This is a genomic window from Microbacterium sp. GXF7504 (assembly GCF_054798235.1).
The window spans coordinates 357,563-383,718 of the sequence record NZ_JBSJZI010000002.1 but is presented as its reverse complement, the minus strand read 5'-3'; the positions used below and the strand labels follow the sequence as shown (position 1 = coordinate 383,718).

Annotated in this window: 23 protein-coding genes and 1 pseudogene; 1 reads left to right on the top strand and 23 read right to left on the bottom strand. The window is 71.7% G+C overall.

Features of this window, described 5'->3' with window-relative positions; all coding sequences use genetic code 11:
* Positions 1-11: 11 nt before the first annotated feature.
* The 9 genes and pseudogenes from rpoZ to pyrR all read right to left on the bottom strand — a co-directional run.
* Positions 12-266: a DNA-directed RNA polymerase subunit omega gene (gene rpoZ, locus ACWAUO_RS05925; protein WP_460773870.1), complete on the bottom strand. Its 255-nt coding sequence runs from the start codon at positions 264-266 to the stop codon at positions 12-14.
* Positions 267-380: 114 nt separating this feature from the next.
* On the bottom strand, positions 381-1,277 hold the full coding sequence (gene gmk, locus ACWAUO_RS05920; protein ID WP_460773869.1) for a guanylate kinase: 897 nt from the start codon (positions 1,275-1,277) through the stop codon (positions 381-383).
* Complete coding sequence (gene pyrF, locus ACWAUO_RS05915; RefSeq protein WP_460773867.1) at positions 1,270-2,130, bottom strand: orotidine-5'-phosphate decarboxylase; 861 nt, start codon at positions 2,128-2,130, stop codon at positions 1,270-1,272. The genes gmk and pyrF overlap by 8 nt, the downstream gene beginning before the upstream one ends.
* On the bottom strand, positions 2,127-5,414 hold the full coding sequence (carB, locus tag ACWAUO_RS05910) for a carbamoyl-phosphate synthase large subunit (protein ID WP_460773865.1): 3,288 nt from the start codon (positions 5,412-5,414) through the stop codon (positions 2,127-2,129). The genes pyrF and carB overlap by 4 nt, the downstream gene beginning before the upstream one ends.
* Positions 5,414-6,568, bottom strand: a complete 1,155-nt coding sequence (gene carA / locus ACWAUO_RS05905) for a glutamine-hydrolyzing carbamoyl-phosphate synthase small subunit (protein WP_460773863.1) — start codon at positions 6,566-6,568, stop codon at positions 5,414-5,416. The genes carB and carA overlap by 1 nt, the downstream gene beginning before the upstream one ends.
* On the bottom strand, positions 6,565-7,077 hold the full coding sequence (locus ACWAUO_RS05900) for a PH-like domain-containing protein (RefSeq protein WP_460773862.1): 513 nt from the start codon (positions 7,075-7,077) through the stop codon (positions 6,565-6,567). Before ACWAUO_RS05900 ends, carA begins: the two co-directional genes overlap by 4 nt.
* Positions 7,074-8,384, bottom strand: a complete 1,311-nt coding sequence (locus ACWAUO_RS05895; RefSeq protein ID WP_460774363.1) for a dihydroorotase — start codon at positions 8,382-8,384, stop codon at positions 7,074-7,076. Before ACWAUO_RS05895 ends, ACWAUO_RS05900 begins: the two co-directional genes overlap by 4 nt.
* The gene (locus ACWAUO_RS05890) at positions 8,384-9,346 is read right to left on the bottom strand and encodes an aspartate carbamoyltransferase catalytic subunit (RefSeq protein ID WP_460773860.1); all 963 of its coding nucleotides are present in this window, start codon (positions 9,344-9,346) and stop codon (positions 8,384-8,386) included. The genes ACWAUO_RS05895 and ACWAUO_RS05890 overlap by 1 nt, the downstream gene beginning before the upstream one ends.
* Position 9,347: 1 nt before the next feature.
* Positions 9,348-9,884, bottom strand: a pseudogene (gene pyrR, locus ACWAUO_RS05885) (bifunctional pyr operon transcriptional regulator/uracil phosphoribosyltransferase PyrR); the annotation flags it as partial.
* A 233-nt stretch (positions 9,885-10,117) separates the two neighbouring features.
* Between pyrR and ACWAUO_RS05880 the strand changes: the two are divergent.
* The gene (locus ACWAUO_RS05880; protein WP_460773859.1) at positions 10,118-10,801 is read left to right on the top strand and encodes a TMEM175 family protein; all 684 of its coding nucleotides are present in this window, start codon (positions 10,118-10,120) and stop codon (positions 10,799-10,801) included.
* 83 nt (positions 10,802-10,884) lie between these two features.
* Here the strand turns inward: ACWAUO_RS05880 and ACWAUO_RS05875 are convergent, their stop codons facing one another.
* From ACWAUO_RS05875 to rpsD, 14 genes are all read right to left on the bottom strand, one after another.
* Positions 10,885-12,459, bottom strand: a complete 1,575-nt coding sequence (locus ACWAUO_RS05875; protein WP_460773857.1) for a Rieske 2Fe-2S domain-containing protein — start codon at positions 12,457-12,459, stop codon at positions 10,885-10,887.
* Between the two features lie 81 nt (positions 12,460-12,540).
* The gene (locus ACWAUO_RS05870) at positions 12,541-15,492 is read right to left on the bottom strand and encodes a DEAD/DEAH box helicase (RefSeq protein WP_460773856.1); all 2,952 of its coding nucleotides are present in this window, start codon (positions 15,490-15,492) and stop codon (positions 12,541-12,543) included.
* A 5-nt stretch (positions 15,493-15,497) separates the two neighbouring features.
* A complete protein-coding gene (gene nusB / locus ACWAUO_RS05865) occupies positions 15,498-15,908 on the bottom strand; it encodes a transcription antitermination factor NusB (RefSeq protein WP_460773854.1) in 411 nt (136 codons plus the stop codon).
* A gap of 3 nt (positions 15,909-15,911) precedes the next feature.
* Positions 15,912-16,472 carry an elongation factor P gene (gene efp, locus ACWAUO_RS05860; RefSeq protein ID WP_460773853.1) on the bottom strand — a complete coding sequence of 187 codons (561 nt, stop codon included), beginning with the start codon at positions 16,470-16,472 and terminating at the stop codon, positions 15,912-15,914.
* Between the two features lie 72 nt (positions 16,473-16,544).
* Positions 16,545-16,997 (bottom strand): type II 3-dehydroquinate dehydratase, encoded by a 453-nt coding sequence (locus ACWAUO_RS05855; protein ID WP_460773851.1) that lies wholly within the window; start codon positions 16,995-16,997, stop codon positions 16,545-16,547.
* Positions 16,994-18,073: a 3-dehydroquinate synthase gene (gene aroB, locus ACWAUO_RS05850; protein ID WP_460773850.1), complete on the bottom strand. Its 1,080-nt coding sequence runs from the start codon at positions 18,071-18,073 to the stop codon at positions 16,994-16,996. Before aroB ends, ACWAUO_RS05855 begins: the two co-directional genes overlap by 4 nt.
* Positions 18,070-18,594 carry a shikimate kinase gene (locus ACWAUO_RS05845; protein ID WP_460773847.1) on the bottom strand — a complete coding sequence of 175 codons (525 nt, stop codon included), beginning with the start codon at positions 18,592-18,594 and terminating at the stop codon, positions 18,070-18,072. The genes aroB and ACWAUO_RS05845 overlap by 4 nt, the downstream gene beginning before the upstream one ends.
* On the bottom strand, positions 18,591-19,805 hold the full coding sequence (gene aroC, locus ACWAUO_RS05840) for a chorismate synthase (protein WP_460773846.1): 1,215 nt from the start codon (positions 19,803-19,805) through the stop codon (positions 18,591-18,593). The genes ACWAUO_RS05845 and aroC overlap by 4 nt, the downstream gene beginning before the upstream one ends.
* Before the next feature lie 4 nt (positions 19,806-19,809).
* The gene (locus tag ACWAUO_RS05835; RefSeq protein ID WP_460773844.1) at positions 19,810-20,670 is read right to left on the bottom strand and encodes a shikimate dehydrogenase family protein; all 861 of its coding nucleotides are present in this window, start codon (positions 20,668-20,670) and stop codon (positions 19,810-19,812) included.
* Positions 20,664-21,902, bottom strand: a complete 1,239-nt coding sequence (gene mltG, locus ACWAUO_RS05830; protein WP_460773843.1) for an endolytic transglycosylase MltG — start codon at positions 21,900-21,902, stop codon at positions 20,664-20,666. The genes ACWAUO_RS05835 and mltG overlap by 7 nt, the downstream gene beginning before the upstream one ends.
* Complete coding sequence (ruvX, locus tag ACWAUO_RS05825) at positions 21,902-22,375, bottom strand: Holliday junction resolvase RuvX (protein WP_460773842.1); 474 nt, start codon at positions 22,373-22,375, stop codon at positions 21,902-21,904. Before ruvX ends, mltG begins: the two co-directional genes overlap by 1 nt.
* Complete coding sequence (gene alaS, locus ACWAUO_RS05820) at positions 22,372-25,032, bottom strand: alanine--tRNA ligase (protein ID WP_460773840.1); 2,661 nt, start codon at positions 25,030-25,032, stop codon at positions 22,372-22,374. Before alaS ends, ruvX begins: the two co-directional genes overlap by 4 nt.
* Before the next feature lie 61 nt (positions 25,033-25,093).
* On the bottom strand, positions 25,094-25,321 hold the full coding sequence (locus tag ACWAUO_RS05815; RefSeq protein ID WP_460773839.1) for an ATPase: 228 nt from the start codon (positions 25,319-25,321) through the stop codon (positions 25,094-25,096).
* Positions 25,322-25,457: 136 nt separating this feature from the next.
* Complete coding sequence (gene rpsD / locus ACWAUO_RS05810; RefSeq protein ID WP_460773838.1) at positions 25,458-26,087, bottom strand: 30S ribosomal protein S4; 630 nt, start codon at positions 26,085-26,087, stop codon at positions 25,458-25,460.
* Positions 26,088-26,156: the final 69 nt, after the last annotated feature.

Below are 26,156 nucleotides of genomic sequence, written 5' to 3'. Positions count from 1 at the left end.
CGGACGTGGGATCACTCGGCCTGACGCAGGCGGAGCTTGTCCTCGTTGATCTCGTGGAGCGCGATCGTCAGCGGCTTGTCCTCGATGGTCGAGTCGACGAGGGGGCCGACGTTGTCGAACAGGTTCCCCTCGTGCAGGTCGGAGTAGTAGTCGTTGATCTGGCGCGCCCGCTTGGATGCGTAGATGACCAGCTGGTACTTCGAGTCGACCTTCTCGAGGAGGCTGTCGATGGGGGGCTCGATGATGCCCTGGTTGTTCCCTGCCATGGCGGAACCTCCTGGTTCGGGATGTCGGTGGAAGACGTCGGCCGCGCGCGCCGGGCTCGGCGCGCGCAGGTCAGACGTCGATTCTATCAGTGTGCGGGGCCCGAGCCCCCGAGGTCAGTGCGCGAGTGCCGCGATCCGACGCGCCGCCTCGGCGACCTCGTCGTTCACGACCCGGTAGTCGAACTCGTTCTGCGCCGCGAGTTCGCGACGCGCGGTCTTGAGCCGGCGCGCCCGCTCCTCCGCATCCTCGGTGCCGCGGCCGACCAGGCGCTGCACGAGTTCGTCCCAGCTCGGCGGCAGGAGGAACACGAGGGTCGCGTCGTCGGCGGCACGGCGCACCTGACGGGCGCCCTGCAGGTCGATCTCCAGGAGCACGGTGCGGCCCTCGCGGAGCGCCCGCTCGATCGGCGCCCGAGGCGTGCCGTAACGGTGCGCGTTGTGCACCGTGGCGTACTCCAGCAGCTCGCCGCGCTCGATCATCGCGTCGAAGGCCGCGTCGTCCACGAAGTAGTAGTGCTCGCCCTCGACCTCGCCGGGTCGCGGCGCCCGCGTGGTGGCGGACACCGAGAGCAGGATCTCGGGGTGGTGCTCCTTGATGTAGGACGCGACCGTGCCCTTCCCGACCGCGGTCGGACCGGCGAGGACGAGCAGACGGCTCCGCGCCGGGCGCGGGGTCGGCTCGGGCGAGCGCTCGTCGAGCCACTCGAGCAGTGCCGCGCGCTGACGCACGCCGAGGCCGCCGAGCCGCTTCACCGGCGAGATGCCGAGCTGGGCGAGGATCCGGTCCCGCTTGCTCTCGCCGATGGCGGGCAGCGCCGTGAGGAAGTCGGGGACGCGCAGCGTCCCGGCCGGTGACGCGGGGTCGGCGACGGCACGTCGGACGACCTCCTGACCGGTCACGACGCGGGTGGTGAGATCGCGCTTGAGGCTCGCGCGGGCACGTCGGGCCTCGACGGCCTTGCGGGAGGCCGCCGCGCGGTCGACCTCCGGGGGGTGCTGTGCGTCAACCATGCTGTGCCTCCGAGTACAGCGAACGTCGTTCCGCGATCCGGGCGGCAAGAGCCTCGGGTGCCGGACCGGCGGAGAGGATGCTGCGGCTCTCGCTCGCGACGACGCCGGGGGCGTCGGGACCGAAGAGCCGGATGAGGTCGCGCGGTTCGGCGCCCTGGGCTCCGAACCCCGGGGCGAGGATCGGTGCGGCGGGCACGAGCCGCTCCGGCAGGCCCAGCGCCGTGCGCTCGACGGTCGCGCCGATCACGAAACCGATCGAGCCGAGCTCGGCGTCGGGCTCGTGCACGCGGGTCCAGTCGGACACGGCGGCGACGACCTCGCCGGCCACGCTCACGGCGTGCCCCTCCCCCGCGTGCGGGACGGCGCGCTGGAGCACGCGGCCCTCCGGGTTGCTCGTCGCGGCGAGGACGAAGACGCCCTTGCCGTGGCGGTGCGCGAGCGTGAACGTCGCCTCCAGCGCGCCCGCGCCGAGGTACGGGCTCACGGTGACGGCGTCGGCCTCGAGCGGGGCGCCCGGGGCGAGCCACGCCGCGGCGTACCCGTCCATCGTCGTGCCGATGTCACCGCGCTTCGCGTCCGCGATGACGAGGAGGCCGGCGGCGCGTGCGGCCGCCATGACCTCCTCGAGCGCTGCGAACCCGGCGGAACCGAAGCGTTCGAAGAACGCGACCTGCGGTTTCACGACACCGACCCGGCCCGCGGCCGCCTCGACGACCCGCAGGCCGAACGCGCGTACGCCCTCGGCGTCCACCGGCAGCCCCCAGGCCGTCAGCAGATGCTCGTGCGGGTCGATCCCGACGCAGAGCGGACCGTACGCGGCGCGTGCGGCGAGGAGGGCGGAGCCGAAGCTCACGCCGTCCCCGCCCGGTCCGCGGCGTACTCCTGGAGGCTGCGCACGGCGAAGCCCTCGCGGAGCACCGGCAGCGCGCTCACGGCGGCACCGAGCACGGCCATCGTGGTGAACAGCGCCTTGTCGCCGGCGACGGCGGCGGCGCGGATCTCGTAGCCGTCGGCGCGCGCCGACCCGCCCGAGGGGGTGTTCACGACGATGTCGATCTCGCCCGCGTTGATGAGGTCGACGATGTTGCGGTCCCCCGATTCCTGCGTGGCGGAGTACTTCTCGACGACGTCGACGCGGATGCCGTTGCGCGCGAGGATCTCCGCGGTGCCGGAGGTCGCGACCAGTCGGAACCCGAGCTCGGCGAGCCGGTGCGCGGGCAGGATGACCGCTCGCTTGTCGGTGTCGGCGACGGACAGGAAGACGGTGCCGGAGGTCGGCAGGCCACCGTACGCCGCCGCCTGGCTCTTCGCGAACGCGGTCGGGAAGTCGCGGTCGATGCCCATGACCTCACCGGTGGAGCGCATCTCCGGGCCGAGGACGGAGTCCACGGTGGCGCCGTCGGCGGTGCGGAACCGCTTGAAGGGCAGCACGGCCTCCTTGACGGCGACGGGCGCGTCGAGCGGCACCCGGGAGCCGTCCTGCTCGGGCAGCATCCCCTCCGCCTTCAGCTCGGCGATGCTCGCGCCGGCCATGATGCGCGATGCGGCCTTGGCCATCGGGATCCCGAGCGCCTTCGACACGAAGGGCACGGTGCGGCTCGCGCGCGGGTTCGCCTCGATGACGTAGAGGACGCCCGCGCTCACGGCGAACTGCACGTTGAGCAGGCCACGGACGCCGACCCCCTTCGCGATGGCGTGGGTGGCCTCGCGGACGCGGTCGATCTCGGTGCGGCCGAGCGACATGGGCGGCAGGGTGCAGCTCGAGTCGCCGGAGTGGATGCCGGCCTCCTCGAGGTGCTCCATCACGCCGCCGATGTACAGCTCGGTGCCGTCGTACAGCGCGTCGACGTCGATCTCCACGGCGTCGTCGAGGAACCGGTCGACGAGGAGCGGCTTGCCCTCACCGATGATGGCCTGGTCGGCGATGCGGACGAAGTAGTCGCGCAGCGCCTCGGTCGAGTAGACGATCTCCATGCCGCGGCCGCCGAGCACGAAGCTCGGGCGCACGAGCACGGGGTAGCCGATCTCCTCGGCGACCGCGACGGCGCCCTCGACGTCGATCGCGGTGCCGTTGCGGGGCGCGACGAGTCCGGCGTCGTCGAGCAGGCGCGAGAACAGCTCGCGCTCCTCGGCGAGGTCGATCGCGGCAGGGCTCGTGCCGAGGATGCGGTAGCCCGCCGCCTCGATGCCCTTCGCGAGGCCGAGCGGGGTCTGACCGCCGAGCTGGCAGACGACGCCGAGGATCTCGCCGGACTTCGACTCCGCGTGCAGCACCTCGAGGACGTCCTCGAGGGTCAGCGGCTCGAAGTAGAGCCGGTCGCTGGTGTCGTAGTCGGTGGAGACGGTCTCCGGGTTGCAGTTGACCATGACGGTCTCGTAGCCCGCGTCGGACAGTGCGAACGACGCGTGCACGCACGAGTAGTCGAACTCCACGCCCTGGCCGATGCGGTTCGGGCCGGAGCCGATGATGACGACCTTCGTGCGCTCGGAGGGGGCGACCTCGGTCTCGGCGTCGTACGACGAGTAGTGGTACGGCGTGAGGGCCGGGAACTCGCCGGCGCAGGTGTCGACGGTCTTGTAGACCGGGCGCACGTCGAGCGCATGACGCAGGCCACGGATCTCGGCCTCGACGTCGCCGCGGAGCTCGGCGATCTGCGCGTCGCTGAAACCGTGCTCCTTCGCGATGCGGAGGGTGGCGGCATCCAGCTCGGGCGCGGTGCGCACGAACTCGGCGACCTCGTTGATGAGCTGGATCTGGTCGAGGAACCACGGGTCGATCTTCGTCGCCTCGAACGCCTGCTCGACCGTTGCGCCCTTGCGCATCGCCTGCTGGAGCACGACGATCCGGCCGTCCGTCGGGACCTTCGAGATCTCGAGCAGCTCCTCGACCGAGCGGGACTCCTCGCCCCAGTGGAAGCTGGAACCGCGCTTCTCGAGCGAGCGCAGCGCCTTCTGCAGCGCGGTCGCGTAGTTGCGGCCGATCGCCATGGCCTCGCCGACCGACTTCATGGTGGTGGTGAGGGTCGCGTCGGCGGCCGGGAACTTCTCGAAGTTGAACCGCGGCACCTTCACGACGATGTAGTCGAGCGTCGGCTCGAAGCTCGCCGGCGTCACCTTCGTGATGTCGTTCGGGATCTCGTCGAGGCGGTAGCCGATGGCGAGCTTCGCGGCGATCTTCGCGATCGGGAAGCCGGTGGCCTTCGACGCGAGCGCCGACGAGCGCGACACGCGCGGGTTCATCTCGATGACGATGATGCGCCCGGTGGCGGGGTCGACCGCGAACTGGATGTTGCAGCCGCCGGTGTCGACGCCCACCGCGCGGATGATGTCGATGCCGATGTCGCGGAGCTTCTGGTACTCGCGGTCGGTGAGGGTGAGAGCGGGTGCCACGGTGATCGAGTCGCCGGTGTGCACGCCGACGGGGTCGACGTTCTCGATGGAGCAGACGACCACCGTGTTGTCGGCGGTGTCGCGCATGAGCTCGAGCTCGTACTCCTTCCAGCCGAGGATGGACTCCTCCAGGAGCACCTCGTTGGTCGGTGAGTCGTGCAGGCCCGCGCCGGCGATGCGGCGCAGGTCCGCCTCGTCGTACGCGAACCCGGAACCGAGGCCGCCCATCGTGAACGAGGGGCGCACCACGAGCGGGTAGCCGAGCTCCTCGGCGGCCGCGAGGCACTCGTCCATCGTGTGCGCGATGCGGGACTTCGCGACGTCGGCGCCCGCGTCCAGCACGAGCTGCTTGAAGATCTGCCGGTCCTCGCCCTTCTGGATGGCGTCGACCTTCGCGCCGATGAGCTCGACGCCGTACTTCTCCAGGATGCCCTGCTCGTGCAGCGCCATGGCGGCGTTCAGCGCGGTCTGCCCGCCGAGGGTCGGCAGGATCGCGTCGGGCTTCTCCTTGGCGATGATCGTCTCGATGACCGCGGGGGTGATCGGCTCGATGTAGGTCGCGTCGGCGAAGTCGGGGTCGGTCATGATCGTGGCCGGGTTGGAGTTGACCAGGATCACGCGCACACCCTCGGCGCGCAGCACGCGGCACGCCTGGGTGCCGGAGTAGTCGAACTCGCAGGCCTGCCCGATGACGATCGGGCCCGACCCGATCACCAGGACGGAGTTGATGTCTTCGCGCTTCGGCATTACTTCGAGTCCTTCTTGCTGGTGTGGGCCACGACGAGGTCGCGGAAGCGGTCGAACAGGTAGTTGGCGTCGTGTGGTCCGGCCGCGGCCTCGGGGTGGTACTGCACCGAGAAGGCGGGGATGTCGAGGGCGCGCAGGCCCTCGACGACGTTGTCGTTGAGCCCGACGTGGCTCACCTCGACCTTGCCGTAGCCGTGGGGGCTGTCGAAGCTGCCCTCGACCGGGGCGTCGACCGCGAATCCGTGGTTGTGGGCGGTGATCTCCACCCGGCCGGTCTGCTTGTCCATCACGGGCTGGTTGATGCCGCGGTGGCCGAAGCTGAGCTTGTACGTGCCGAGGCCGAGGGCCCGGCCGAACAGCTGGTTGCCGAAGCAGATGCCGAAGTAGGGCAGGCCGGCGTCGAGCACCTCGCGGAGCACCTCCACCTGACGGTCGGATGCGGCGGGGTCGCCGGGACCGTTGGAGTAGAACACCGCGACCGGGTCGACCGCGCGGATCTCCTCGAACGTGGCGGACTGGGGCAGCACGTGCACCTCGAAGCCGCGGGCGGCGAGGTTGTCGATCGTGGTCTGCTTCACGCCGAGGTCGAGCACGGCGAGGTTGCCGATGCGCTCGCCCCGCGCGGGGGTCACCTCGGCGACCGAGACGGACACCTCGGCCGACAGGTTCTGCCCGGCCATCCGCGGCGCCTCACGGACGATCCGCAGCTGCTCCTCGGCATCCAGGTCCGCGGCCTCGCCGGAGAACACGCCGCCGCGCATGGAGCCGGCGGAGCGGATGTGGCGGGTGATCGCACGGGTGTCGATGCCGCTGATGCCGACGATGCCGTCGGCGGCGAGCGACTCGTCGAGCGACTGCTCCGAGCGCCAGTTCGAGACGACGCGGGAGGGGTCGCGGACGATGTAGCCGGCGACCCAGATGCGGCGGGACTCGGTGTCCTCGCCGTTCATGCCCGTGTTGCCGATGTGCGGCGCGGTCTGCAGCACGATCTGCCCGGCGTACGACGGGTCGGTCAGGGTCTCCTGGTAGCCGGTCATGCCGGTGGCGAAGACGACCTCGCCGAGGGTGGTGCCGCGGGCGCCGTAGGCGCGCCCGGTGTACCGGGTGCCGTCCTCGAGGACGAGCACTGCGGGGTCTGTGGTGAAGAGGGTCATGCGTTGGTTCCTGTCGGGGATGCGGTGGACACCAGCGGCTCGATCGCGGCGGCGAGAGCCCGCGCGGAGGCGTCCTGAGGTCGGAAGAAGGAGTCGACGACCGTGTCGTCGGCGATGCGCCAGCTGAGACGGGTGAGCCCGTCCCGCTCGACGACCCGGTCGATGGCGACGGTCGCCTGGTCGACGCCGGTGAGGCGGTCGGCGGGCACGAACACCCGCTCCTCGCCCTGCAGGTCGAGGGCGACGCCGGCGTCGGTGACCGTGACGGTGACGCGCGAGCGGAACCCGAGGCCCTTGACCGCGAGCCGCTCGAGCGCGACGTCGTGGACGGTCGTGGCGACGTACAGGCCGGGGAAGGCGGCGAGCACCTTCGCACCGGCGGGGATGTCGCCGACCGGGGCGGTCAGTCCCGCGTCGCGCCGGGATCGTCGCCACCAGCCCCACGCCATGAGGCCGACGAGCGCGACGGCCAGGACGAGCATGAGGACGAGAGCGCCTTCGCGCGTCATCGTGCCACCTCTTCCGTGGGGGCGAGGACGCCGTCGCGGAGCGTGGCGGTGCCGGCGTGGAAGGTCCACGCGACGCGGCCGGGGAGCTCGCGCCCGAGGTAGGGCGAGTTCACGCTCTTGCCCCGGAGGTCGTCCGTGGTGAACACGGCGCCCTGGGCGGGGTCGTGCAGGGTCAGGTGCGCGGGCTCCCCCGCGGCGATCGGGCGCCCGTGGCCGTCGAGCCGGCCGATCCGGGCGGGCGTGCTGCTCATCACGCGGGCGACGTCGGCCCAGTCGAACAGACCGGTCTCGACCATCGCCTGCTGCACGACGCGCAGGGCGCTCTCCAGGCCCACCATGCCGTTGGCGGCGGCGGCCCACTCGCACGCCTTCGCCTCGGCGGGATGCGGGGCGTGGTCGGTCGCGACGATGTCGATCGTGCCGTCGGCGAGCCCCTCGCGCACGGCGAGCACGTCCTCCTCGCGGCGCAGCGGCGGGTTCACCTTGAACCGGGCGTCGTAGCCGCGTGCCAGCTCCTCGGTGAGGAGCAGGTGGTGCGGGGTGACCTCGGCGGTCACGGCGATCCCGCGCTTCTTCGCCCACCGGATGATGTCGACCGAACCGGCGGTGGAGAGGTGGCAGACGTGCAGGCGTGAGCCGACGTGTTCGGCCAGGAGCACGTCGCGCGCGATGATCGACTCCTCGGCGACCGCCGGCCACCCGGTGAGACCGAGTTCGGCCGAGACCGTGCCCTCGTTCATCTGGGCGCCCTCGGTGAGCCGGGGGTCCTGCGCGTGCTGCGCGACGACACCGTCGAACGCCTTCACGTACTCGAGCGCGCGGCGCATGATCAGCGGGTCCCAGACGCAGAAGCCGTCGTCGCTGAAGACGCGGACCTTGGCTCGCGAATGCGCCATGGCGCCCAGCTCGGCGAGCCGCTCGCCCTTCTGTCCGACGGTGACGGCGCCGATCGGCTGGACCGTCACGTAGCCGGCGGCCTCGCCGAGGGCGAGCTCCTGCTCGACCACACCGGCGGTGTCTGCCACGGGCGAGGTGTTCGGCATCGCGAACAGCGCCGTGTAGCCGCCCGCGGCGCCCGCGCGGGAGCCGGAGAGCACGGTCTCGCTGGCCTCGTAGCCGGGCTCGCGCAGGTGCGTGTGCAGGTCCACGAGGCCGGGCAGGGCGATGAGCCCGTCGGCGTCGACGACCGTCGCGCCCGCGGCGCTCAGCCCGGTGCCGACCTCGGCGATGACGCCGTCCTGCAGCAGGATGTCGACCGCATCCCGCCCTTCCGGCCGCGCTCCGCGGATGAGGAAGGTCTCGCCCATCATGCGTCCTCCTTCTCGTCGCCGCGTCCGCCGGCCAGGAGCAGGTACAAGACCGCCATCCGAACCGAGACGCCGTTTGTCACCTGCTCAAGCACCGTCGACCGGGGCGAATCCGCCGCATCGGCCGAGATCTCCAGTCCCCTGTTCATGGGTCCGGGGTGCATGACAATGCTATCGGCAGGGAGGGCCCGCAGCCGCGCGGCGTCGAGGCCCCACGCCCGTGCGTACTCGCGCTCGGTCGGGAAGTACGCCGCGTTCATGCGCTCGAGCTGGATGCGGAGCATCATCAGCGCGTCGGGACCGGCCGCGATCGCGGCGTCGAGGTCGTATTCGATCTCGGCCGGCCACGCCGAGACGTCCTGCGGGATGAGCGTCGGCGGACCGACGAGCGTCACGTGCGCACCGAGGGTGTGCAGCAGCCACACGTTCGAGCGCGCGACCCGCGAGTGCAGGATGTCGCCGACGATCGCGACGCGCAGGCCCGCGAGGTCGCGCCCGCGGCTGTCGGCGCCGAAGAAGCGCTTGCGGATCGTGAACGCGTCGAGCAGCGCCTGGGTGGGGTGGGCGTGCATGCCGTCACCGGCGTTCACCACCCCGGCAGTGATCCAGCCGCTCGTGGCGAGCGTGCGCGGTGCGCCGGAGGCCTGGTGGCGGATGACGACCGCATCCGCGCCCATCGCCTGCAGCGTCTGCGCGGTGTCCTGCAGGGACTCCCCCTTGGAGACGGAGGAGCCCTTCGCGGAGAAGTTGATGACGTCGGCGGAGAGGCGCTTTGCGGCGGCCTCGAACGAGATGCGGGTGCGCGTGGAGTCCTCGAAGAAGAGGTTCACCACGGTCTTGCCGCGCAGGGTCGGGAGCTTCTTGACCTCGCGCTGCTGCGTGTCGGCCATGTCCTCGGCGACGTCGAGGATGCGGACGGCCTCGTCGCGGGTGAGGTCCTTCGTGTCGAGCAGGTGGCGCATGTCAGTGCCCCTCGATCGTCACGGACTCTTCGCCGTCGATCTCGGCGAGGTGCACGTTCACCCGTTCGTCGCGGGCGCTCGGGAGGTTCTTGCCGACGAAGTCCGGGCGGATCGGGAGCTCGCGGTGGCCGCGGTCGACGAGGGTCGCGAGCCGCACGACGGCCGGGCGCCCGATGTCGCCGAGGGCGTCGAGTGCGGCCCGGATGCTGCGGCCGCTGAAGAGCACGTCGTCGACGAGCACGACGGTCCTGCCGTCGATGCCGCCGGCGGGGATCTCGGTCGGCTGCGGGGTGCGCGTCGGGTGCTGGGCCAGGTCGTCACGGTACATCGTGACGTCGAGGGCGCCGACCGGGACGGTCTCGCCGCCGAACTCGGCGAGGAGTGCGCCGATCCGCTTCGCGAGGGTCACGCCGCGGGTGGGGATCCCGAGGAGGACCAGGTCCTGGGGGCCCTTGTTGGACTCGAGGATCTCGTGGGCGATCCGAGTCAGGGCACGTGCGATGTCGGCCTCATGCAGCACGGTACGCGTGCTCATCCGCCGCTCCCTTCTCCGCCTCTCCGGACGGGGTTAAAGGTTGCTGTGGTGTTCCCCCGATCCTACCGCCCCCGGCGCCCCTCCCCCGCATCCGCGCCGTCATGGACCGCGAGACTGCACCTGCGCGACGAGACTGCGTCCATTGTCCGCAGTCTCGTCGCGCAGAAGCGGTCTCGCCGTTCGCCGGGTGGAGACGGATGCTGGCGGCGCATGCCGCGGGCTGGCACCCTGGTGCCATGTCGGATGGGGGCGCGGGGCCCGACGGGGCCGGCGGGGCCGAGCGGAAACGGTGGACGGAGACGGACGAGACGGGGTCGGACGAGTACGGCCGCGGTGTCTCGTTCTTCGACGCCGTCTACGGGTTCGCGGTCACCCTGCTGGTGGCGAACGTCGACCCGCCGTCGGCCGAGGAGTGGGCGAGCCTGCAGACGCTGTCGCAGTCGGCCCTCGGCAGCCAGCTCTTCGGCCTCGCGCTGAGCTTCACGGTGATCGCCGTGTTCTGGCGCGTGAACGTCCGGATGATGCGGTCCCTGCGCGGCATGGACGGCCCGACCGTCGCGGCGAACCTCGTCGCGGTCGGGCTCATCCTCCTCATCCCGTTCACGACGCAGGGCCTCAGCGACCCGGACTCGAGCCTGCTCCCCCTGCCGACGGCGTTCTACGCGCTGAACATCGCGGTCGCGTCACTCGCGCAGACCGCGGTCGTGCAGGTCGGTCGCGCGCGCGGCCTGCAGCGCGTGCGCACGACGCGGCGGGCGAACCTCCGGGAGCTGCTGCAGGCACTGCCGACGCCGGCGGTGTTCCTCGCATCCGTCCCGGTGGCGCTGCTCGCGGGTGCCGAGGCCGCGAAGTGGACCTGGGCCGCCGTGCTGATCGTGGCCCCCGTCTGGAGCGTCCTCGTCACCCGCATCCTGCGCTGACCCGGAACGCAGAGCCGCGAGACTGCGGGTGACCCCGCAGTCTCGGCGCGCAGATGCAGTCTCGCGGTCCGAGGAAGGGAGCGTCAGGACGCGGATGCGGCCGCCGCCGCGGACGGCGTCTCGATGATCCGCGAGGAGCGGATGGGGTGGCCCTGCGTCGTGAGGCAGCGACCGGACTCGAGGTCCCACTTCCAGTCGTGCAGCGAGCAGGTGAGCACGCCGTCCTCGATCTTGCCGGTCTTGGTCAGGTCGGCCCGGAGGTGCGGGCAGCGGCGCTGCACGACCCAGTCGCCGAGCTCGGCGTCCTCGGTCTGGTCCGACTGCTCCGCGTACCAGTTCTCCACGTACTCGATCCGGTCGCGCGAGAGGCACTTGAGGAACGTGGTGAGGAACTCGTTGAACTTGCCGCTGCGGCCCACCTCGAACTGCATCGACAGGAAGATCGAGTTCGACCAGTCGATCTCGTGGTCGACGATGTTCGTGGAGACGAGGTCGGCGGGGATCGTGTACCAGTACACGCACTCCTCGCCCGCGTACTCGCGCACCTTGGCCTTCTGGAAGTCCACGACCATGTCGAGCTCGCCGATGCGGAAGCGGACGTTGCCGCCGACGCCGTTGCGGATGGTGCGGGCGCGGCGCAGCAGCGGCTCCCACCATTCCTTGATCGCGGCGAGCATCTCGGCCGGCGGGATGACCTCGGCGCGGGTGGCCTCCTCGGCGCGGACCTCGTCCTGCCGCGACGCCCGCTGCTCCTCGAGGTACGCCCACTTGTCGGAGAAGATGCGCTCGATCTCCTCCTCGGTGTAGAGCGTCTGCGTGATCTCGAGCTCGCCGTGGTGCAGGTCGACCTGCGTGCCGGGCACGAACAGGTAGCCCTTCTGCTCGGGCGACTGCTCCTTCATGTGCGCGAGGAACTGCGCCTGGTCGGTGAAGATCGAATCGTCCTCGAGCCCCCACCCGTTGAAACGGAACAGCTTGTCGCGCAGGAACATCGGCGGCCCCGCCATCGGGAACACGTGCTCGGCGCCCACCTTGTCGATGTAGTACATCGCGCGCTTGTTCTGCGCGTCACGCTTGAGCTTGGCGAAGTTCTGCTTGGCGTCCTGCGGCAGGTCGTACACCATGGGCCACCAGATCGCGCCGGACACCTGCGTGAAGTACGCGTCGGGGGTGCCGAAGGAGAGCAGCTTCTCGAGGTCGAGCGGGTGCGAGTCGTTCTGGTTCAGCAGGGAGGCGGTGCCGTCGTCGACCGAGAGCGAGGAGTCGCCGATGGGTCCGTCGCTCGGCGCGCGCAGCGGCGTGACCATGATCTTCACGCCGTCGTACTCGAGCGGGACGCCCGCCTGCGTGTAGACGATGTTCTCGAAGCCGAGGGCCCGCAGGTCCTGTTCGAGGTCGTCCGTCGGGTAGTCCGGCAGCAGCACCGGGATGTCCTTGCGGACGTACCGCTGCAGCAGCGCGGGGTCGAAGTGGTCGCGGTGGCGGTGCGAGACGTAGAGGAAGTCGGCGGCGCCGAACCGTTCCCAGTCGAGCCCCCGGTTGTCGGGGAAGGGGAACCACGATCCGAAGAACGAGGGTCCGATGACGGGGTCGCAGAGGATGCTGCCGCCCGCCGTCTCGATGAACATGCCGGCGTGCCCGAGGCCCGTGATCCGCATGCGACTCCTTCCGTTTCGAACAACGCTCGAGTCTACGCGTGGCTGTCTGGACGCGTCCGCAGGTAGCGCCGTGACAAAGCGTCAGCCCAGGAGCGAGCGGATGTCGTCGGCCGAGAGGCCCTGCGCGAACAGGGCGTCGTCGTCCACGACCGCCTGGAACAGTCGGGCCTTGCGCCGCTGCAGCGCCACGACCTTCTCCTCGATCGTGTCGGCTGCGATGAGCCGGTAGACCATGACGGATGCGGTCTGGCCGATGCGGTGCGCACGGTCGACCGCCTGCGCCTCCGCCGCGGGGTTCCACCACGGATCCAGCACGAAGACGTAGTCGGCCTCGGTGAGGGTGAGTCCGAACCCGCCGGCCTTCAGGCTGATGAGGAACGCCGGGGCATCGCCGCTGCGGAACCGCTCGACGACCTCACCGCGCCGCACCGTGGCGCCGTCGAGGTATTCGTGGGCGATGCCGGCCGCATCCAGCCGTGCGGCGGCGAGCCGGAGGAAGGAGGTGAACTGGCTGAACACGAGCGCGCGGTGCCCTTCCGCTGCGACCTCGGCGAGCCGGTCCAGGAGCGCGTCGAGCTTCGCGGCCGGGATGCCCCGGTGCGCGTCGTCCACGAGCGCCGGCGAGAGGCTCATGAGCCGCAGCAGGGTGAGCGAGCGGAAGACGATGAACCGGTTGCGGTCGAGGTCGTCCAGGAGCCCCAGCACCTTCTGGCGCTCCCGCTGCAGCACGGTGTCGTACAGGGCGCGGTGCTCGGGGTCGAGACTCACCCGGAGTTCGAGCTCCTGCCGCGGCGGGAGCTCTGCGGCGACGAGCTCCTTGGTCCGTCGCAGCATGAGCGGGCGGATGCGGCGGCGGAGCCGGGCGAGCCGGGCGGCGCGGAACGACCCGGCCTCGGCGTGCTCGGGCACCTTCCCGTGTTCGATCGGCACCACGTACTCGTCGCGGAACCGGCGCGCCGAGGGGAAGAGCCCGGGTGCGGTGAGCGCGAACAGGGCCCAGAGGTCCTGGAGGCTGTTCTCGAGGGGCGTGCCGGTGGCGGCGAAGACGGCGTCGGCGTGCAGCTCGGCGGCGGTGCGGTGCAAGCGCGTGCGCGGGTTCTTCACGAACTGCGCCTCGTCGAGGACGACCGCCCGGTACCGCCCCCGCGTGTACTCGGCGGCGTCGAGCCGGAGCAGCGCGTAGGAGGTCAGGACGACGTCGACGCCGTCGGGGACTGCCGGCGTGCCGGTCGCCTGCGCCGTGCCGGCGACGACGTGCACCCGCAGTCCGGGGACGAAGCGCGCCGCCTGCTCCGCCCAGGCGGGGACCACCGAGGTGGGCGCGACCACGAGGACCGGCGCGCCAGGGCCCTGCTCGCCGATGTGCGCGATGAGGGCGAGGAGCTGCACGGTCTTCCCGAGTCCCATGTCGTCGGCGAGGACGCCGCCGAGCCGGTGCCGCCAGAGGAACGCCAGCCGGTCGAACCCGGCGCGCTGGTAGTCCCGCAGGCTCCCCCGGAACCCGGTGGGCACGGGCGTGCGCGGCACGTGGTCCTGGTCGCGGAGGCCCTGGACGAGTTCCCGCCATTCCACGGCTGCATCCGCCTCGTCGGCGAGGTCCTCGAACTCCTCCCACAGCGGCGCCTGGTGGCGGCTCAGCCGTGGGGTGTCGGTCTCCCACTCCGCCAGCTCCCCCGCCTCCGCGAGGAGGTCGCGCAGGCGCTGCAGCGCGGGGTGCGCGAGCGAGAAGTACGCGCCGTCCGCGAGCAGGAGCTTGCGGCGCCCACGGACGAGCGCCGCGATCAGGGTGCCGAACGGGACGGGCCTGCCCTCGACGGACACGACGATGCCGAGGTCGAACCAGTCCGGCCGCGGCGAGGCGACGGCGGTGATCCGGATGCGGGGGTCCCCGGTGAGCTCCGTGTACGCGCGGGGCGGGGAGTCCCCCTCGACCCGCACGCCGGGAAGGTCCGCCCAGGCCGGGAGCACCTTCGCCGCGAACTCGGCCGCCTGCACGTCGCGGAGGACCCCGTCGCCGGCGAAGGGGGCGTCGGTGTGCGTCACCCAGATGCGGCCCATGCTCCGCCTCGTGACGCCCTCCGCCTGCGGATCGTCGTCTGCCCGCGGCGGGTCGTCGAACCCGCGTCTGCGCGCCCCGGCGTACGACCACTCGAGCCGGTACGACACCTCGTCGCCGCGGAACGTCGTGGTCACCACCGCGACCGGCTCCGGCGGGGGCGGTAGCACGATGCCGCCCGCGGCCCGCACCCGGACGCGGCGCTGGAGGACGGGGAGCCCCTCGGCGAGGAACGCGGCGCGCTCGTCGGGTGCCACCCGCATCCGGCCGCCGTCGGCGAGGAGCGCCTGCACGGGGTCGGCGAGCTCGGCCGGCGCGAGCACGACCGGCACCGGGTCACGGTCGAGTGCCGCGGCGTAGACGCCGAGCCGGCCGAGCGGACGGACGAGGTGGTGCGTCAGCGGCTCGTGGTCGAGGACCACCCGCGCCTCGAGCGCCAGGCTCTCGCCGTCCGGCACGACGAACAGCTCGGCCGCCGCCTCGCGGCCGAGTGCGACCGTCTGCGCGGCGGAGGCCGCCACGACGGGCACGCCGAGGTCGGCGCCCTCGCGCAGGTGCGCCCAGAAGAGCGTCGGGACGAGGTCGTCGAGCGTGAGCCACTCCCCCGGGTCGCCCCAGCCGGACCCGGGCCTCGTGCCGAGGAGCATCGCCGCGAGCTCCCGGAACCAGTGGACGTGGGCGGCGCGGAACGGCGGTGCCGGGCGGCGGAGGGCGTCCCACGAGGCGCCGGTCTTCACCCACGCGTCCGAGCGGGCACTGCGTGCGAGCGGGCGGACACCGAGGCTGAAGTCGCCGTCCAACCGGGCCAGGGTGCGGGCGTCGACCGGCTCGGTGCGGCGCGGCGACCAGTCGTCGGGCCGGTAGGGCTCACGCCTGCGGAGGGCGACGCCGAGTGCGAGCGGCGGCGCCTCGTCGGGCGTGACGGCGCCGACCAGGGAGCGCCAGTCGCGCGGCGCCCCCTGCGTCGGTCCGCTCACGCCGGTCAGCGGGTGCGGGCGATCCGGGCCAGCACGCCGTGCACGAACGAGCCGGAGTCGTCGGTGGAGAACTCCTTGGCGAGCTCGACGGCCTCGTCGATGGCGACCGCGTCGGGCACCTCGTCGTTGAAGACGATCTCCCAGACGCCGATGCGGAGCACCGCGCGGTCGACCGCCGGCATCCGCTCGAGCTTCCAGTCACGGGCGTTCGTGACGATCTGCTCGTCGATCTCGTCGCGGTTGTCGATGACGCCGTCGACGATCTCGCGGGCGTAGAGCCACGACGCCTGACGTGCGGGTTCGCTCGCGGCGCGCTTCGCCTCGGCGGCGAGCATCACCCCGAGGTCCTCACCGCGGACGTCGGCCTGGAACAGGATGTCGAGGGCGCGCTTGCGCGCCTTGCTGCGGGCGCTCACGCGTCAGTTGACACGGCCGAGGTAGTCACCCGTGCGGGTGTCGACCTTGACCTTGGTGCCGGTCTCGAGGAACAGCGGCACCTGGATCTCGTAGCCGGTCTCGACGGTGGCGGGCTTGGTGCCGGCCGAGGAGCGGTCGCCCTGCAGACCCGGCTCGGTGTAGGTGATCTCCAGCACCACGGATGCGGGCATGTCGACGTACAGCGGGGTGCCGTTGTTCAGTGCGATGGTGACCTGCTGGTTCTCGAGCAGGAAGTTCGCGGCGTCGCCGACGGTGGCGGCCGGGACGTTGATCTGGTCGTAGTCGGTCATGTCCATGAACACGAAGCTGTCGCCGTCGTTGTACAGGTAGCTGAAGTCGCGGCGGTCGACGTTCTCGATCTCGATCTTCGTGCCCGCGTTGTACGTCTTGTCGACGACCTTGCCCGTCAGGACGTTCTTGAGCTTGGTGCGCACGAAGGCGCCACCCTTGCCCGGCTTCACGTGCTGGAACTCGACCACGCTCCAGAGCTGCCCGTCGATCTTGATGACGACGCCGTTCTTGATGTCTGCAGTGGTTGCCATGGCTGTTGAGTTTCCGTTCGTCTGCGAGGGGACCCGGTCGGCCCGACCACCCAGTCTAAACCGGGAACGGCTTCAGTCGGTGCCGAGGATCCGCGGGACGAGGAGGTCGACGGCGTGGGCGTAGCCGGCGACGCCCTCCCCGACGACGTGGACGACCGCGACGTCGCGCACGTAGGAGTGGTGCCGGAACGCCTCGCGGGCGTACACGTCGGAGATGTGCACCTCCGCGACCGGCAGGGCCACGCCGGACAGCGCGTCGCGCAGCACCACGGAGGTGTGCGTGAGGCCGCCGGGGTTGATCACGATGCCGTCGCAGTCCTCGCGGGCGGCGTGGATGGCGTCGATGAGCACCCCCTCGTGGTTGCTCTGCACGGCACGCACGTCGAAGCCGTGGGCCCGCGCCGCGACCGCGGTGAGCCGTTCGACGTCCGCCAGCGTCTCGTGGCCGTACACGTCGGGCTCACGCACGCCCAGCAGGTTGAGGTTCGGCCCGTTGACGAGCAGCAGGCGGCCGTGGGCGGTCATTCCGCGATCTCCTGGTACGCGGCGAACAGCAGCGACTCGTCGGGGGCCTGCAGCACGGTCGGCTTCGCGATGTCGTCCAGCACGATGAAGCGCAGCATCCCGCCGCGGGACTTCTTGTCGCGCTGCATGGTCGCGAGCAGTTGCGGCCATGCACCGCCGCGGTACGAGACCGGCAGGCCCAGCGACGTGAGCACGTCGCGGTGCCGCTGCGCGGCGGCGTCGGAGAGGCGACCGGCGAGCCGCGAGAGCTCGGCGGCGTACATCATGCCGACCGAGACGGCGGCGCCGTGGCGCCAGCGGTAGCGTTCCGCGTGCTCGATCGCGTGGCCGAGGGTGTGGCCGTAGTTGAGGATCTCGCGCAGGCCGCCTTCGCGGAAGTCCTCCCCCACGACCCGCGCCTTCATCTCGATCGCGAGTTCCATGCACCGGCGGAAGGATGCGGAGGCGGGGTCGACGATGGCGTCCGGCTCCGCCTCGATGCGGTCGAGGATCTCGGGCGACCAGATGAAGCCGGCCTTGACCACCTCGGCGAATCCGGCGGTGGCCTCGTTCTGCCCGAGCGTGTCGAGGAACGCGAGGTCGCAGACGACGGCACGCGGTGCCCAGAACGCGCCGACGAGGTTCTTGCCCTCGGCGGTGTTGATGCCGGTCTTGCCGCCGACCGCGGCGTCGACCATCGCGAGCACCGTGGTGGGCACGAGCACGACCTGCACGCCCCGGAGCCAGGTGGCGGCGACGAACCCCGCGAGGTCCGTGACCGCACCGCCGCCGAACCCGACGACCGCGTCCGTGCGGGTGAAGTCGGCCTGGCCCATGACCTGCCAGCAGAACGCCGCGACCTCGACGCGCTTGCCCTGCTCCGCATCCGGGATCTCGGCCAGGAGCACCTCGCGCGTGCCGTCCTGCAGGCGTTCGCGGAGGGACTCGGCCTGGGCGCCCAGGGTCGGCGGGTGGATCACGAGCACCTTGCGGACCGACGGGGCGAGGGCCTCGCCCACCCGGTCCAGGATGCCGCGTCCGATGGCGACGTCGTAGGGGGCGTCGCCGGGGACGGTGATGACGGTGGGCTCGCTCATGCGTTGACTGCTCCTTCGGCGCGGGTCTGCACCCACGAGACGATGGCGGTGACGACGTCGGACAGGGGCCCGCGCGACGTGTCGAACTCGATGTCGGCGACCGCGTCGTAGAGCGGTTTGCGCTCCTCGAGGATGCGCACCCAGCGGGTCACCGGGTCCTCGCCGTCCAGCAGCGGCCGAGAGCCGCCGGCGATCCGGTGGGCGACGACCTGCGGGCTGACCGTGAGAAGGGCGACCGGGACGGCCGCGAGGTCGTCACGGGTGCGGGCGTCCAGGACCGCGCCGCCGCCGAGCGAGACCACGCCGGGGCCCGCCAGCGCTTCGACGACGATCTCGCGTTCGATCTCGCGGAACCGGGGTTCGCCGTGCTCGCGGAAGATCTCCGGGATCGGGCCGTGCGCACGCACGATGCGGGCGTCGGTGTCGACGAACGGTTCACCGAGCGCCTTCGCGACGCGTCGGCCGATGCTGGTCTTCCCCGCGCCCATCGGCCCGACGAGCACCAGCGCGGGCGCGCTCATACCGGCAGACCGGGGTCGCTCACCGCCGCGGTGCGCAGCGTCTCGGGGATGGCGGCGAGGTAGGCGTCGATGTTCCGGCGCGTCTCCGCGACGCTGTCGCCGCCGAACTTCTCCAGCACCGATTCGGCGAGCACGATCGCGACCATCGCCTCGGCGACCACGCCCGCCGCGGGCACGGCGCACACGTCGGAGCGCTGGTGATGGGCGGATGCGGTGTCGCCGGTGGCGACGTCGACCGTGCGCAGCGCGTGGGGCACGGTCGCGATCGGCTTCATGCCGGCGCGCACGCGCAGCACGGTGCCCGTCGACATCCCGCCCTCGGTGCCGCCCGCGCGGTCGCTGCCGCGGGTGACGCCGTCGTCGGTGACGAACAGCTCGTCGTGCGCGGCCGAGCCGCGACGCCGGGTCGTCTCGAAGCCGTCGCCGACCTCGACGCCCTTGATGGCCTGGATGCTCATCAGCGCCTGCGCGAGCTTCGCGTCGAGGCGGCGGTCCCACTGCACGTGGGAACCGAGCCCGGGCGGCAGGCCGTAGGCGAGCACCTCGACGATGCCGCCGAGCGTGTCGCCGTCCTTCTTGGCCGCGTCGACCTCGGCGACCATGCGCGCGGAGGTCTCGGCGTCGAAGCACCGCAGCGGGTCGGCGTCGAGCACGTCGACGTCGCCCGGGAGCGGGAGCGGCGCGCCGTCCGGGACGCGGACGGGGCCGATCGACAGCGTGTGGCTGACCAGCCCGATGCCGAGCTCGCCGAGGAACGCGCGTGCGACGGCGCCGAGGGCGACACGGGCCGCCGTCTCGCGGGCGCTCGCACGCTCGAGGATCGGACGGGCCTCGTCGAAGCCGTACTTCTGCATGCCGACGAGGTCGGCGTGGCCCGGCCGGGGGCGCGTCAGGGGCGCACCGCGGCCGCGGGACTTCTCGGTGAGCTCAACCGGCTCGGCGCTCATGACCTCGGTCCACTTGGGCCACTCGGTGTTGCCGATCCGCAATGCGATCGGGCTGCCGAGGCTCGAGCCGTGCCGGACGCCGGCGGAGATCGTGAGCTCGTCCTCCTCGAACTTCATGCGGGAGCCGCGGCCGTAGCCGAGCTTCCGACGCGCGAGATCCGCCTGGATGGCCGCCCGCGAGACGGGGACACCGGCGGGAAGGCCTTCCATGATGGCGACGAGTTCGGGGCCGTGCGATTCGCCGGCAGTGAGCACGCGGAGCATTGCTCTAGTCTCCCATGTCCGCGTCGTCACCCGTGCCGCGGCCGATCGCGGCGCGCATGGCGGCCAGCACCGCGGGCTCCTGCGGAAGGACGCCGTCGGGGTCGCCGCCGACGAAGACGCGCACCTGCAGCACGGCCTGGTGCAGCAGCATCCCGAGTCCGTCGCTGGCCGGCAGCCCGGCGTCCAGGAAGGCGGTGCCGAGGGTGCTCGGCCAGTGCCCGTACACGACGTCGGTGAGGGCGCCGCCGGCGGACGCGAGGCGGTCGGCCGTCTCGGCGGGGAGATCGGCGCCGCCCGGGAGGGCCGCGACGGTCAGCGGCACCTCGTCGAACGCGTCGGCGTCGAGCGGCACCGCGCGGACGGCCACGCCCAGCTCCGTGCCGAGGGTCGTCATCGGCACCACCGCCTCGGGCCGGCGGGCGGCGACCTCGACGGTCCGCGCGCCGAGCTCGGCCAGCGCGACGAGTGCGGAGGTCGCGGTCGCGCCCGCACCGACGATGCGCGCCCGCTCGATGGCGTCGAACCCGCGTGAACGCAGGTCGTCGGCGAGTCCGCCGACGTCGGTGTTGAACCCCGCGGGACCGTGCGGCCCGAGGAGGTAGGTGTTCACCGCGCCGGTGAGCTGCGCCCGGCGGTCACGGCGCACGGCGCGCCGGAACGCGACGCCCTTCAGCGGCATCGTGAGCGAGAGCCCCCGCCAGGCGGGGCCGAGCGCGTCCACCTCGGCGACGAACGACGCCTCGTCGACACGGGCGCGCCCGTACTCCCAGTCCAGGCCGAGCACGCGGTACGCGGCGGCGTGCAGGTCCGGGGAGCGACTGTGGTCAATCGGGTCGCCCCACACCGCCAGTCGCGTCGTCAGCATCCCGAGTCCGGGTGGTCCCGGCACCAGGCGCGCCACTGCGCGACGGCCTGCTCGTGCTCGCCGTAGCTGTTCGTGAACACGGTCTCGCCCGTGTCGAGGTTGACGGTGACGAAGTACAGCCATTCGCCGTCAGCCGGGTGCATCGCGGCGTCGATGGCGGTGTCGCCGGGGTTCGCGATCGGCCCCGCCGGCAGGCCGTCCACCACGTACGTGTTCCACGGGTTGGCGTCCTCGAGGGCTTCGGCCGACGACGAGACGGTGCCGTCGTGGAGCTCCTGGTACCCGTACTGCGCGGTCGAGTCCATCTGCAGCCGCATGCCCTGGTCGAGGCGGTTCTGGATGACGCGCGACACCTTGTAGAAATCGTCGGCCGAGCGCGCCTCGCGTTCGATGATCGACGCGATCGTCAGGATGCGCTGGCGTTCCTCGACCGGCACGCCGGCCGCGTCCAGCGACTGCACCGCCCGGTCGACGAACGCCTGCACCGCCTCGGTCGCGGTCACCCCGGGGCCGAACGTGTAGGTGGCCGGGAAGAGCCAGCCCTCCAGCGAGTCCGCGGCCACCCCGTAGGCCGACGGGTCGGCGACGGCGGCCTGGAGCTCCTCGAGCGGCAGGGCGAGGGCGTCGGCGGTGCGCTGCAGCGTCTGCTCCAGGGTGAGGCCCTCGCGCAGCTGCACGGTGTTCTCGAGTCGGTTGGCCGGGTCGAGGAGCGCCTCCAGCGCGGCCTCGGCGGTCATCTTGAACTGCAACCGGAACACACCCGGCTGGAAGTCGGGGTTCTGCCCGGTCTCGATGAGGTGGTCGTAGAAGACCTTGTCGGTCTTGGTGACCCCGGCGTTGAACAGGGTCGTGGAGATCGACCGCCCGGTGTCGCCCGACACGATCGTCACCGAGGTCTCCCCCTCGGCGATGCCGGCCTCGTAGTCCTGGGGCTCCTGCCACCCCATGAACGCGCGGATGCGGTCCTCGTACGTGTTCCACGCCCAGAGGCCGCCCGCGGCCACGCCGCCGACGAGTGCCACCACGACGACGAGCGCGATGATCCAGCCCTTCCGGCGCCGGCCGCGATCGGGCGGCGGGGGCGGGGCACCGATCGACTCGGTGGTCGCGCGACCCGTGAACAGGTCGTCGAGCACCTCGGCGGAGGCGTCGCGGTCAGCGGCGGGCGCCTGGCCGGCGGCCTGCTGCGCGGCTCGCGCGGCGCGGCGGGAGGTGGGCGGGGTGTCGGACATCAGTCGTTCTCCTCGGCCGGGGGTACGGGTGTTCCGGCCGTGCGCCCCGTCTGCTTCTCCACGTCGAGTGCGTTCTGCAGCAGGATGACGGCGGCGACTTGGTCGACAATGCTACGAGACTTCTTCTGCGATCGCCCCGACTGCCGCAGGGCGGCATGCGCGGAGACCGTGCTCAGCCGTTCGTCGACCATCCGCACCGGCAGGTCGGTCCGCCCCGCGAGGTCCGCGGCGAACGTGCGCGCGTCCGCGGTGGATGGGGTGTCCTGTCCGCTCAGCGAGGTCGGCAGCCCGACGTACAGCGCGATCGCGTCGTACTCGACCGCGAGCTCGAGGATGCGGCCGATCGAGCCGTCACCGCGCGGGACCGTCTCCAGCGGCGTCGCGAGCATGCCGTCCGGGTCGCAGCGTGCGACCCCGACGCGGGCCTTGCCCACGTCGACGCCGAGCCGCACGCCGCGCCGGAATCCGCTCACGCGCCCTCGACCAGCCGGCGGATCTCGGCGAACGCGTCGTCGAGCCGGCCCGCATCCGTGCCGCCGCCCTGGGCGACGTCGTCGCGACCGCCACCGCCGCCGCCGAGCACGGCCGCGGCCGCCTTCGCGAGCTGACCCGCCTTCACCCCTTCGGCGCGTGCGCCGTCGTTCGTGGCGACGACGACCGTGGGACGGCCGTTCACGACGCCCGCGATCGCCACGACCGCGGCGCGGTCCGCGAGCCGGTCGCGCACCTGCAGCGCGAGCGTGCGCACGTCGTCGGCGGATGCGGCGTCGCCGATGCCCGCGGCGACGAGCGCCACGCGACCGGCCTGCACGGCCTGCTGCGCGAGCGCGGGGGCCCGCTCCGCGAGGGCACGTGCCTCGAACTGCGCGATCTTCTTCTCCGCCGCCTTCAGGTTGGCGGTCAGCTCAGCGATGCGCGTCGCGATCTGGTCCTTCGGCGCCTTCAGCACGGTCGACAGCTGCGACACGATGGCGCGCTCTGCCGCGAGTTCGCGGAACGCGTCCATGCCGACGAGCGCCTCCACGCGACGGTTGGACGCACCGACCGACGACTCGCCGACCAGGCTCACCAGCCCGATCTCGCTGCTTCGTGCCACGTGCGTGCCACCGCAGAGCTCACGCGACCAGGGGCCGCCGATGTCGACCATGCGCACGGTGTCGCCGTACTTCTCGCCGAACAGCGCCATCGCGCCGAGGCTCTTCGCCTCGTCGAGCGCCAGCACCCGCGTCTCCACCTCGAGGTTGTCGCGGATCGCGTTGTTGGCGATCTCCTCGACCTCGCTGCGGGTCGCCTCGGAGAGCGCCTGCCCCCAGGTGAAGTCGAAGCGGAGGTATCCGGCGCGGTTCAGCGAGCCGGCCTGCGTCGCACCCGAACCGAGCGTGTCGCGGAGCGCGGCATGCACGAGGTGGGTCGCCGAATGGGCCTGCTGGGCGGCGCGGCGGTTGGCCGCATCCACGATCGTGGTGGCGGCCTCTCCGACGCCGACCTCGCCGACCTTCACCTCGACGGTGTGACCGATGAGGCCGGGAACGGGGCGCTGCACGTCGAGCACGTCGAGCTCGTAGCCCGGGCCCACGATGACGCCCTTGTCGGCGACCTGACCGCCGGACTCGGCGTACAGGCTCGTCTCCCCCAGGATGACCTCGGCGATCTGGCCCTCGCGGGCGACGTCGGCGGGGACCCCGTCGATGAGGATGCCGAGCACGGTCGAGCCGCTCTCGAGGTCCGAGTAGCCGGTGAAGACCGTCTCGCCCTTCGCGCGCAGGTCGCGGTAGACGGAGTGGTCGGCCAGCGCACGGCGGCGGGCCTTGGCATCCGCCTTCGCGCGCGTCCGCTGCTCCAGCATGAGCGAGTCGAAGGCGTCGCGGTCGACCTTGAGACCGGCTTCGGCGGCGACCTCCAGCGTGAGGTCGATCGGGAAGCCGTAGGTGTCGTGGAGCAGGAACGCCTCGGAGCCGGAGATCGTGTCGCCGCCGCCCTTGCGGGTGTCCTCGACCGCGAGGTCGAGGATCGTCGAGCCCGCCGCAAGGGTGCGCAGGAAGGTCTCCTCCTCGGCGAAGGCGTACTGCGAGATCCGGTTCCAGTCGCTCACGACCTCCGGGTACGCCGTCGCCATGGCGTCCCGCGACGCCGTGAACAGCTCCGGGAAGGTCGGGCCGTCGACGCCGAGCAGGCGCATGGCACGCACGGAGCGGCGCATGAGGCGACGCAGGATATAGCCGCGTCCCTCGTTGGAGGGGGTGACGCCGTCCGAGAGCAGCATGAGCGAGGAGCGCACGTGGTCGGCGATGACGCGGTAGCGCACGTCGTCCTCGTGCTCGCGGCCGTAGGGACGGCCGGACAGCTCCACGGCGCGGTCGAGCACCGGCCGCACCTGGTCGGTCTCGTACATGTTCTCGACGCCCTGCTTGATGAACGCGACGCGCTCGAGGCCCATGCCGGTGTCGATGTTCTTGTTCGGCAGTTCGCCGGCGATGTCGAAGTCGATCTTGGAGCGCACGTTCGTGATCGCGTACTGCATGAACACGAGGTTCCAGATCTCGGTGAAGCGGCTGTCGTCGACCGCGGGGCCGCCGTCCTTGCCGTACTTCGGACCGCGGTCGAAGTAGATCTCCGAGCAGGGGCCGGCAGGACCGGGCTGGCCGGTCGACCAGTAGTTGTCCTCACGGCCCATGCGCTGGATGCGGTGCTCCGGGAGGCCTGCGATCCGGCGCCACAGCTCCGCGGCCTCGTCGTCGGTCTCGTAGACGGTGACCCAGAGGTCCTTCTCGTCGAACCCGAGGCCGCCGTCGCGCTCGGCGGAGGTCAGCAGCTCCCAGGCGTAGGAGATGGCGCCTTCCTTGAAGTAGTCGCCGAACGACCAGTTGCCGAGCATCTGGAAGAAGGTGCCGTGCCGCGCGGTGTGGCCGACCTCCTCGATGTCGTTGGTGCGGATGCACTTCTGCACGTCGGCCGCGCGCGGGTACGGCGCAGGCACCGTGCCGTTGAGGTACGGCACGAACGGGACCATGCCGGCGACGGTGAACAGGAGCGTCGGGTCGTCGCTGACGAGGGACGCCGACGGGACGATGACGTGGTCGTTCTTCTCGAAGTAGTCGAGGTAGCGCTGCGCGATCTCAGCGGTCTTCATTGGTGTGTTCCCTCGGGTGTGAGCGCGCACCGCGCGCCGGCGGGCGTGGGTGCGTCGCGGATCAGTCGGCGAGCGTGGCGGCTTCGGCCGCCGCATCCGTGCCCTCGGTCACGAGGTCGCCCAGCCGGTTCTGCTGGTCGCGGTAGGCGTCGCCGATGCGATCGGTGAACTCGCCGATGCGGGCGTCGATCTCCGCGAGCAGCTCATGGCCGCGGGGATCCTTGTTCACCATGTGGGCGAGGACGAATCCAGCACCCGTGCCCAGCACGAACCACACGAGATTCTTCACGTCACCACTTCCTCGATCCGCCGCGCCTGCGGCACCAACCCATCGTAGGGGACGCCGCACCCCCGCCGCCCCGCCGCATCCGGGAACGACGAAGGGCGCCGGGGAAAACCCCGACGCCCTTCGTGCAGCGCGTGGATCAGCGGGCGGCGTAGTACTCGACGACCAGCTGGACCTCACAGGTCACGGGGACCTCGGCGCGCTTCGGGCGACGCAGGAGCTTCGCCTGGAGCTTGTCGAGCTCGACCTCGAGGTACCCGGGAACCGGGGGCAGCACCTCGGCGTGACCACCGGCGGCGGCGACCTGGAAGGGCTCGGTGCCCTCGGAGCGCGCCTTGACGTGGATGGTCTGGCCGGGCTTCACGCGGAACGACGGGCGGTCCACGATCTGGCCGTCGACCAGGATGTGGCGGTGCACGACGAACTGACGGGCCTGGGCGGTGGTGCGGGCGAAGCCGGCACGCAGCACCAGGGCGTCCAGACGCATCTCGAGCAGCTCGACCAGGTTCTCACCGGTCAGGCCCTCGGTACGACGCGCCTCGTTGAACGCGATGCGCAGCTGCTTCTCGCGGATGCCGTACTGCTCGCGCAGACGCTGCTTCTCGCGCAGACGGACGGCGTAGTCGCTGTCGGCCTTGCGCTTGGTGCGGCCGTGCTCACCCGGAGCGTAGGGACGCTTCTCGAGGTAGCGGGCGGCCTTCGGGGTCAGCGGGATGCCGAGGGCCCGGGAGAGACGGACCTTGCGGCGGTCCTGGGACTTCGTGGTCACGAAGTGTTCCTTTCGATGACGTGGTCGTGCCTTTCACGACGCACGGACGTATCACCTGCTTCCCCGGTC

Excerpts from the sequence above, each read along its gene's own strand:
- carB (WP_460773865.1), bottom strand. The coding sequence starts at position 5,414 with ATGCCGAAGCGCGAAGACATCAACTCCGTCCTGGTGATCGGGTCGGGC.
- ACWAUO_RS05875 (WP_460773857.1), bottom strand. The coding sequence starts at position 12,459 with ATGCGGATCACGGGCCTCGGGCACGCCGGCATGTTCATCGAGACGGCG.
- gmk (WP_460773869.1), bottom strand. The coding sequence starts at position 1,277 with ATGGTTGACGCACAGCACCCCCCGGAGGTCGACCGCGCGGCGGCCTCC.
- ACWAUO_RS05835 (WP_460773844.1), bottom strand. The coding sequence starts at position 20,670 with ATGCTGACGACGCGACTGGCGGTGTGGGGCGACCCGATTGACCACAGT.
- mltG (WP_460773843.1), bottom strand. The coding sequence starts at position 21,902 with ATGTCCGACACCCCGCCCACCTCCCGCCGCGCCGCGCGAGCCGCGCAG.
- ACWAUO_RS05895 (WP_460774363.1), bottom strand. The coding sequence starts at position 8,384 with ATGGGCGAGACCTTCCTCATCCGCGGAGCGCGGCCGGAAGGGCGGGAT.
- aroB (WP_460773850.1), bottom strand. The coding sequence starts at position 18,073 with ATGAGCGAGCCCACCGTCATCACCGTCCCCGGCGACGCCCCCTACGAC.
- ACWAUO_RS05880 (WP_460773859.1), top strand. The coding sequence starts at position 10,118 with ATGTCGGATGGGGGCGCGGGGCCCGACGGGGCCGGCGGGGCCGAGCGG.
- carA (WP_460773863.1), bottom strand. The coding sequence starts at position 6,568 with ATGACCCTCTTCACCACAGACCCCGCAGTGCTCGTCCTCGAGGACGGC.
- alaS (WP_460773840.1), bottom strand. The coding sequence starts at position 25,032 with ATGAAGACCGCTGAGATCGCGCAGCGCTACCTCGACTACTTCGAGAAG.
- ACWAUO_RS05845 (WP_460773847.1), bottom strand. The coding sequence starts at position 18,594 with ATGAGCGCGCCCGCGCTGGTGCTCGTCGGGCCGATGGGCGCGGGGAAG.
- ACWAUO_RS05900 (WP_460773862.1), bottom strand. The coding sequence starts at position 7,077 with ATGACGCGCGAAGGCGCTCTCGTCCTCATGCTCGTCCTGGCCGTCGCG.
- ACWAUO_RS05855 (WP_460773851.1), bottom strand. The coding sequence starts at position 16,997 with ATGACCGCCCACGGCCGCCTGCTGCTCGTCAACGGGCCGAACCTCAAC.
- rpoZ (WP_460773870.1), bottom strand. The coding sequence starts at position 266 with ATGGCAGGGAACAACCAGGGCATCATCGAGCCCCCCATCGACAGCCTC.
- aroC (WP_460773846.1), bottom strand. The coding sequence starts at position 19,805 with ATGCTCCGCGTGCTCACTGCCGGCGAATCGCACGGCCCCGAACTCGTC.
- ACWAUO_RS05890 (WP_460773860.1), bottom strand. The coding sequence starts at position 9,346 with ATGCGCCACCTGCTCGACACGAAGGACCTCACCCGCGACGAGGCCGTC.
- efp (WP_460773853.1), bottom strand. The coding sequence starts at position 16,472 with ATGGCAACCACTGCAGACATCAAGAACGGCGTCGTCATCAAGATCGAC.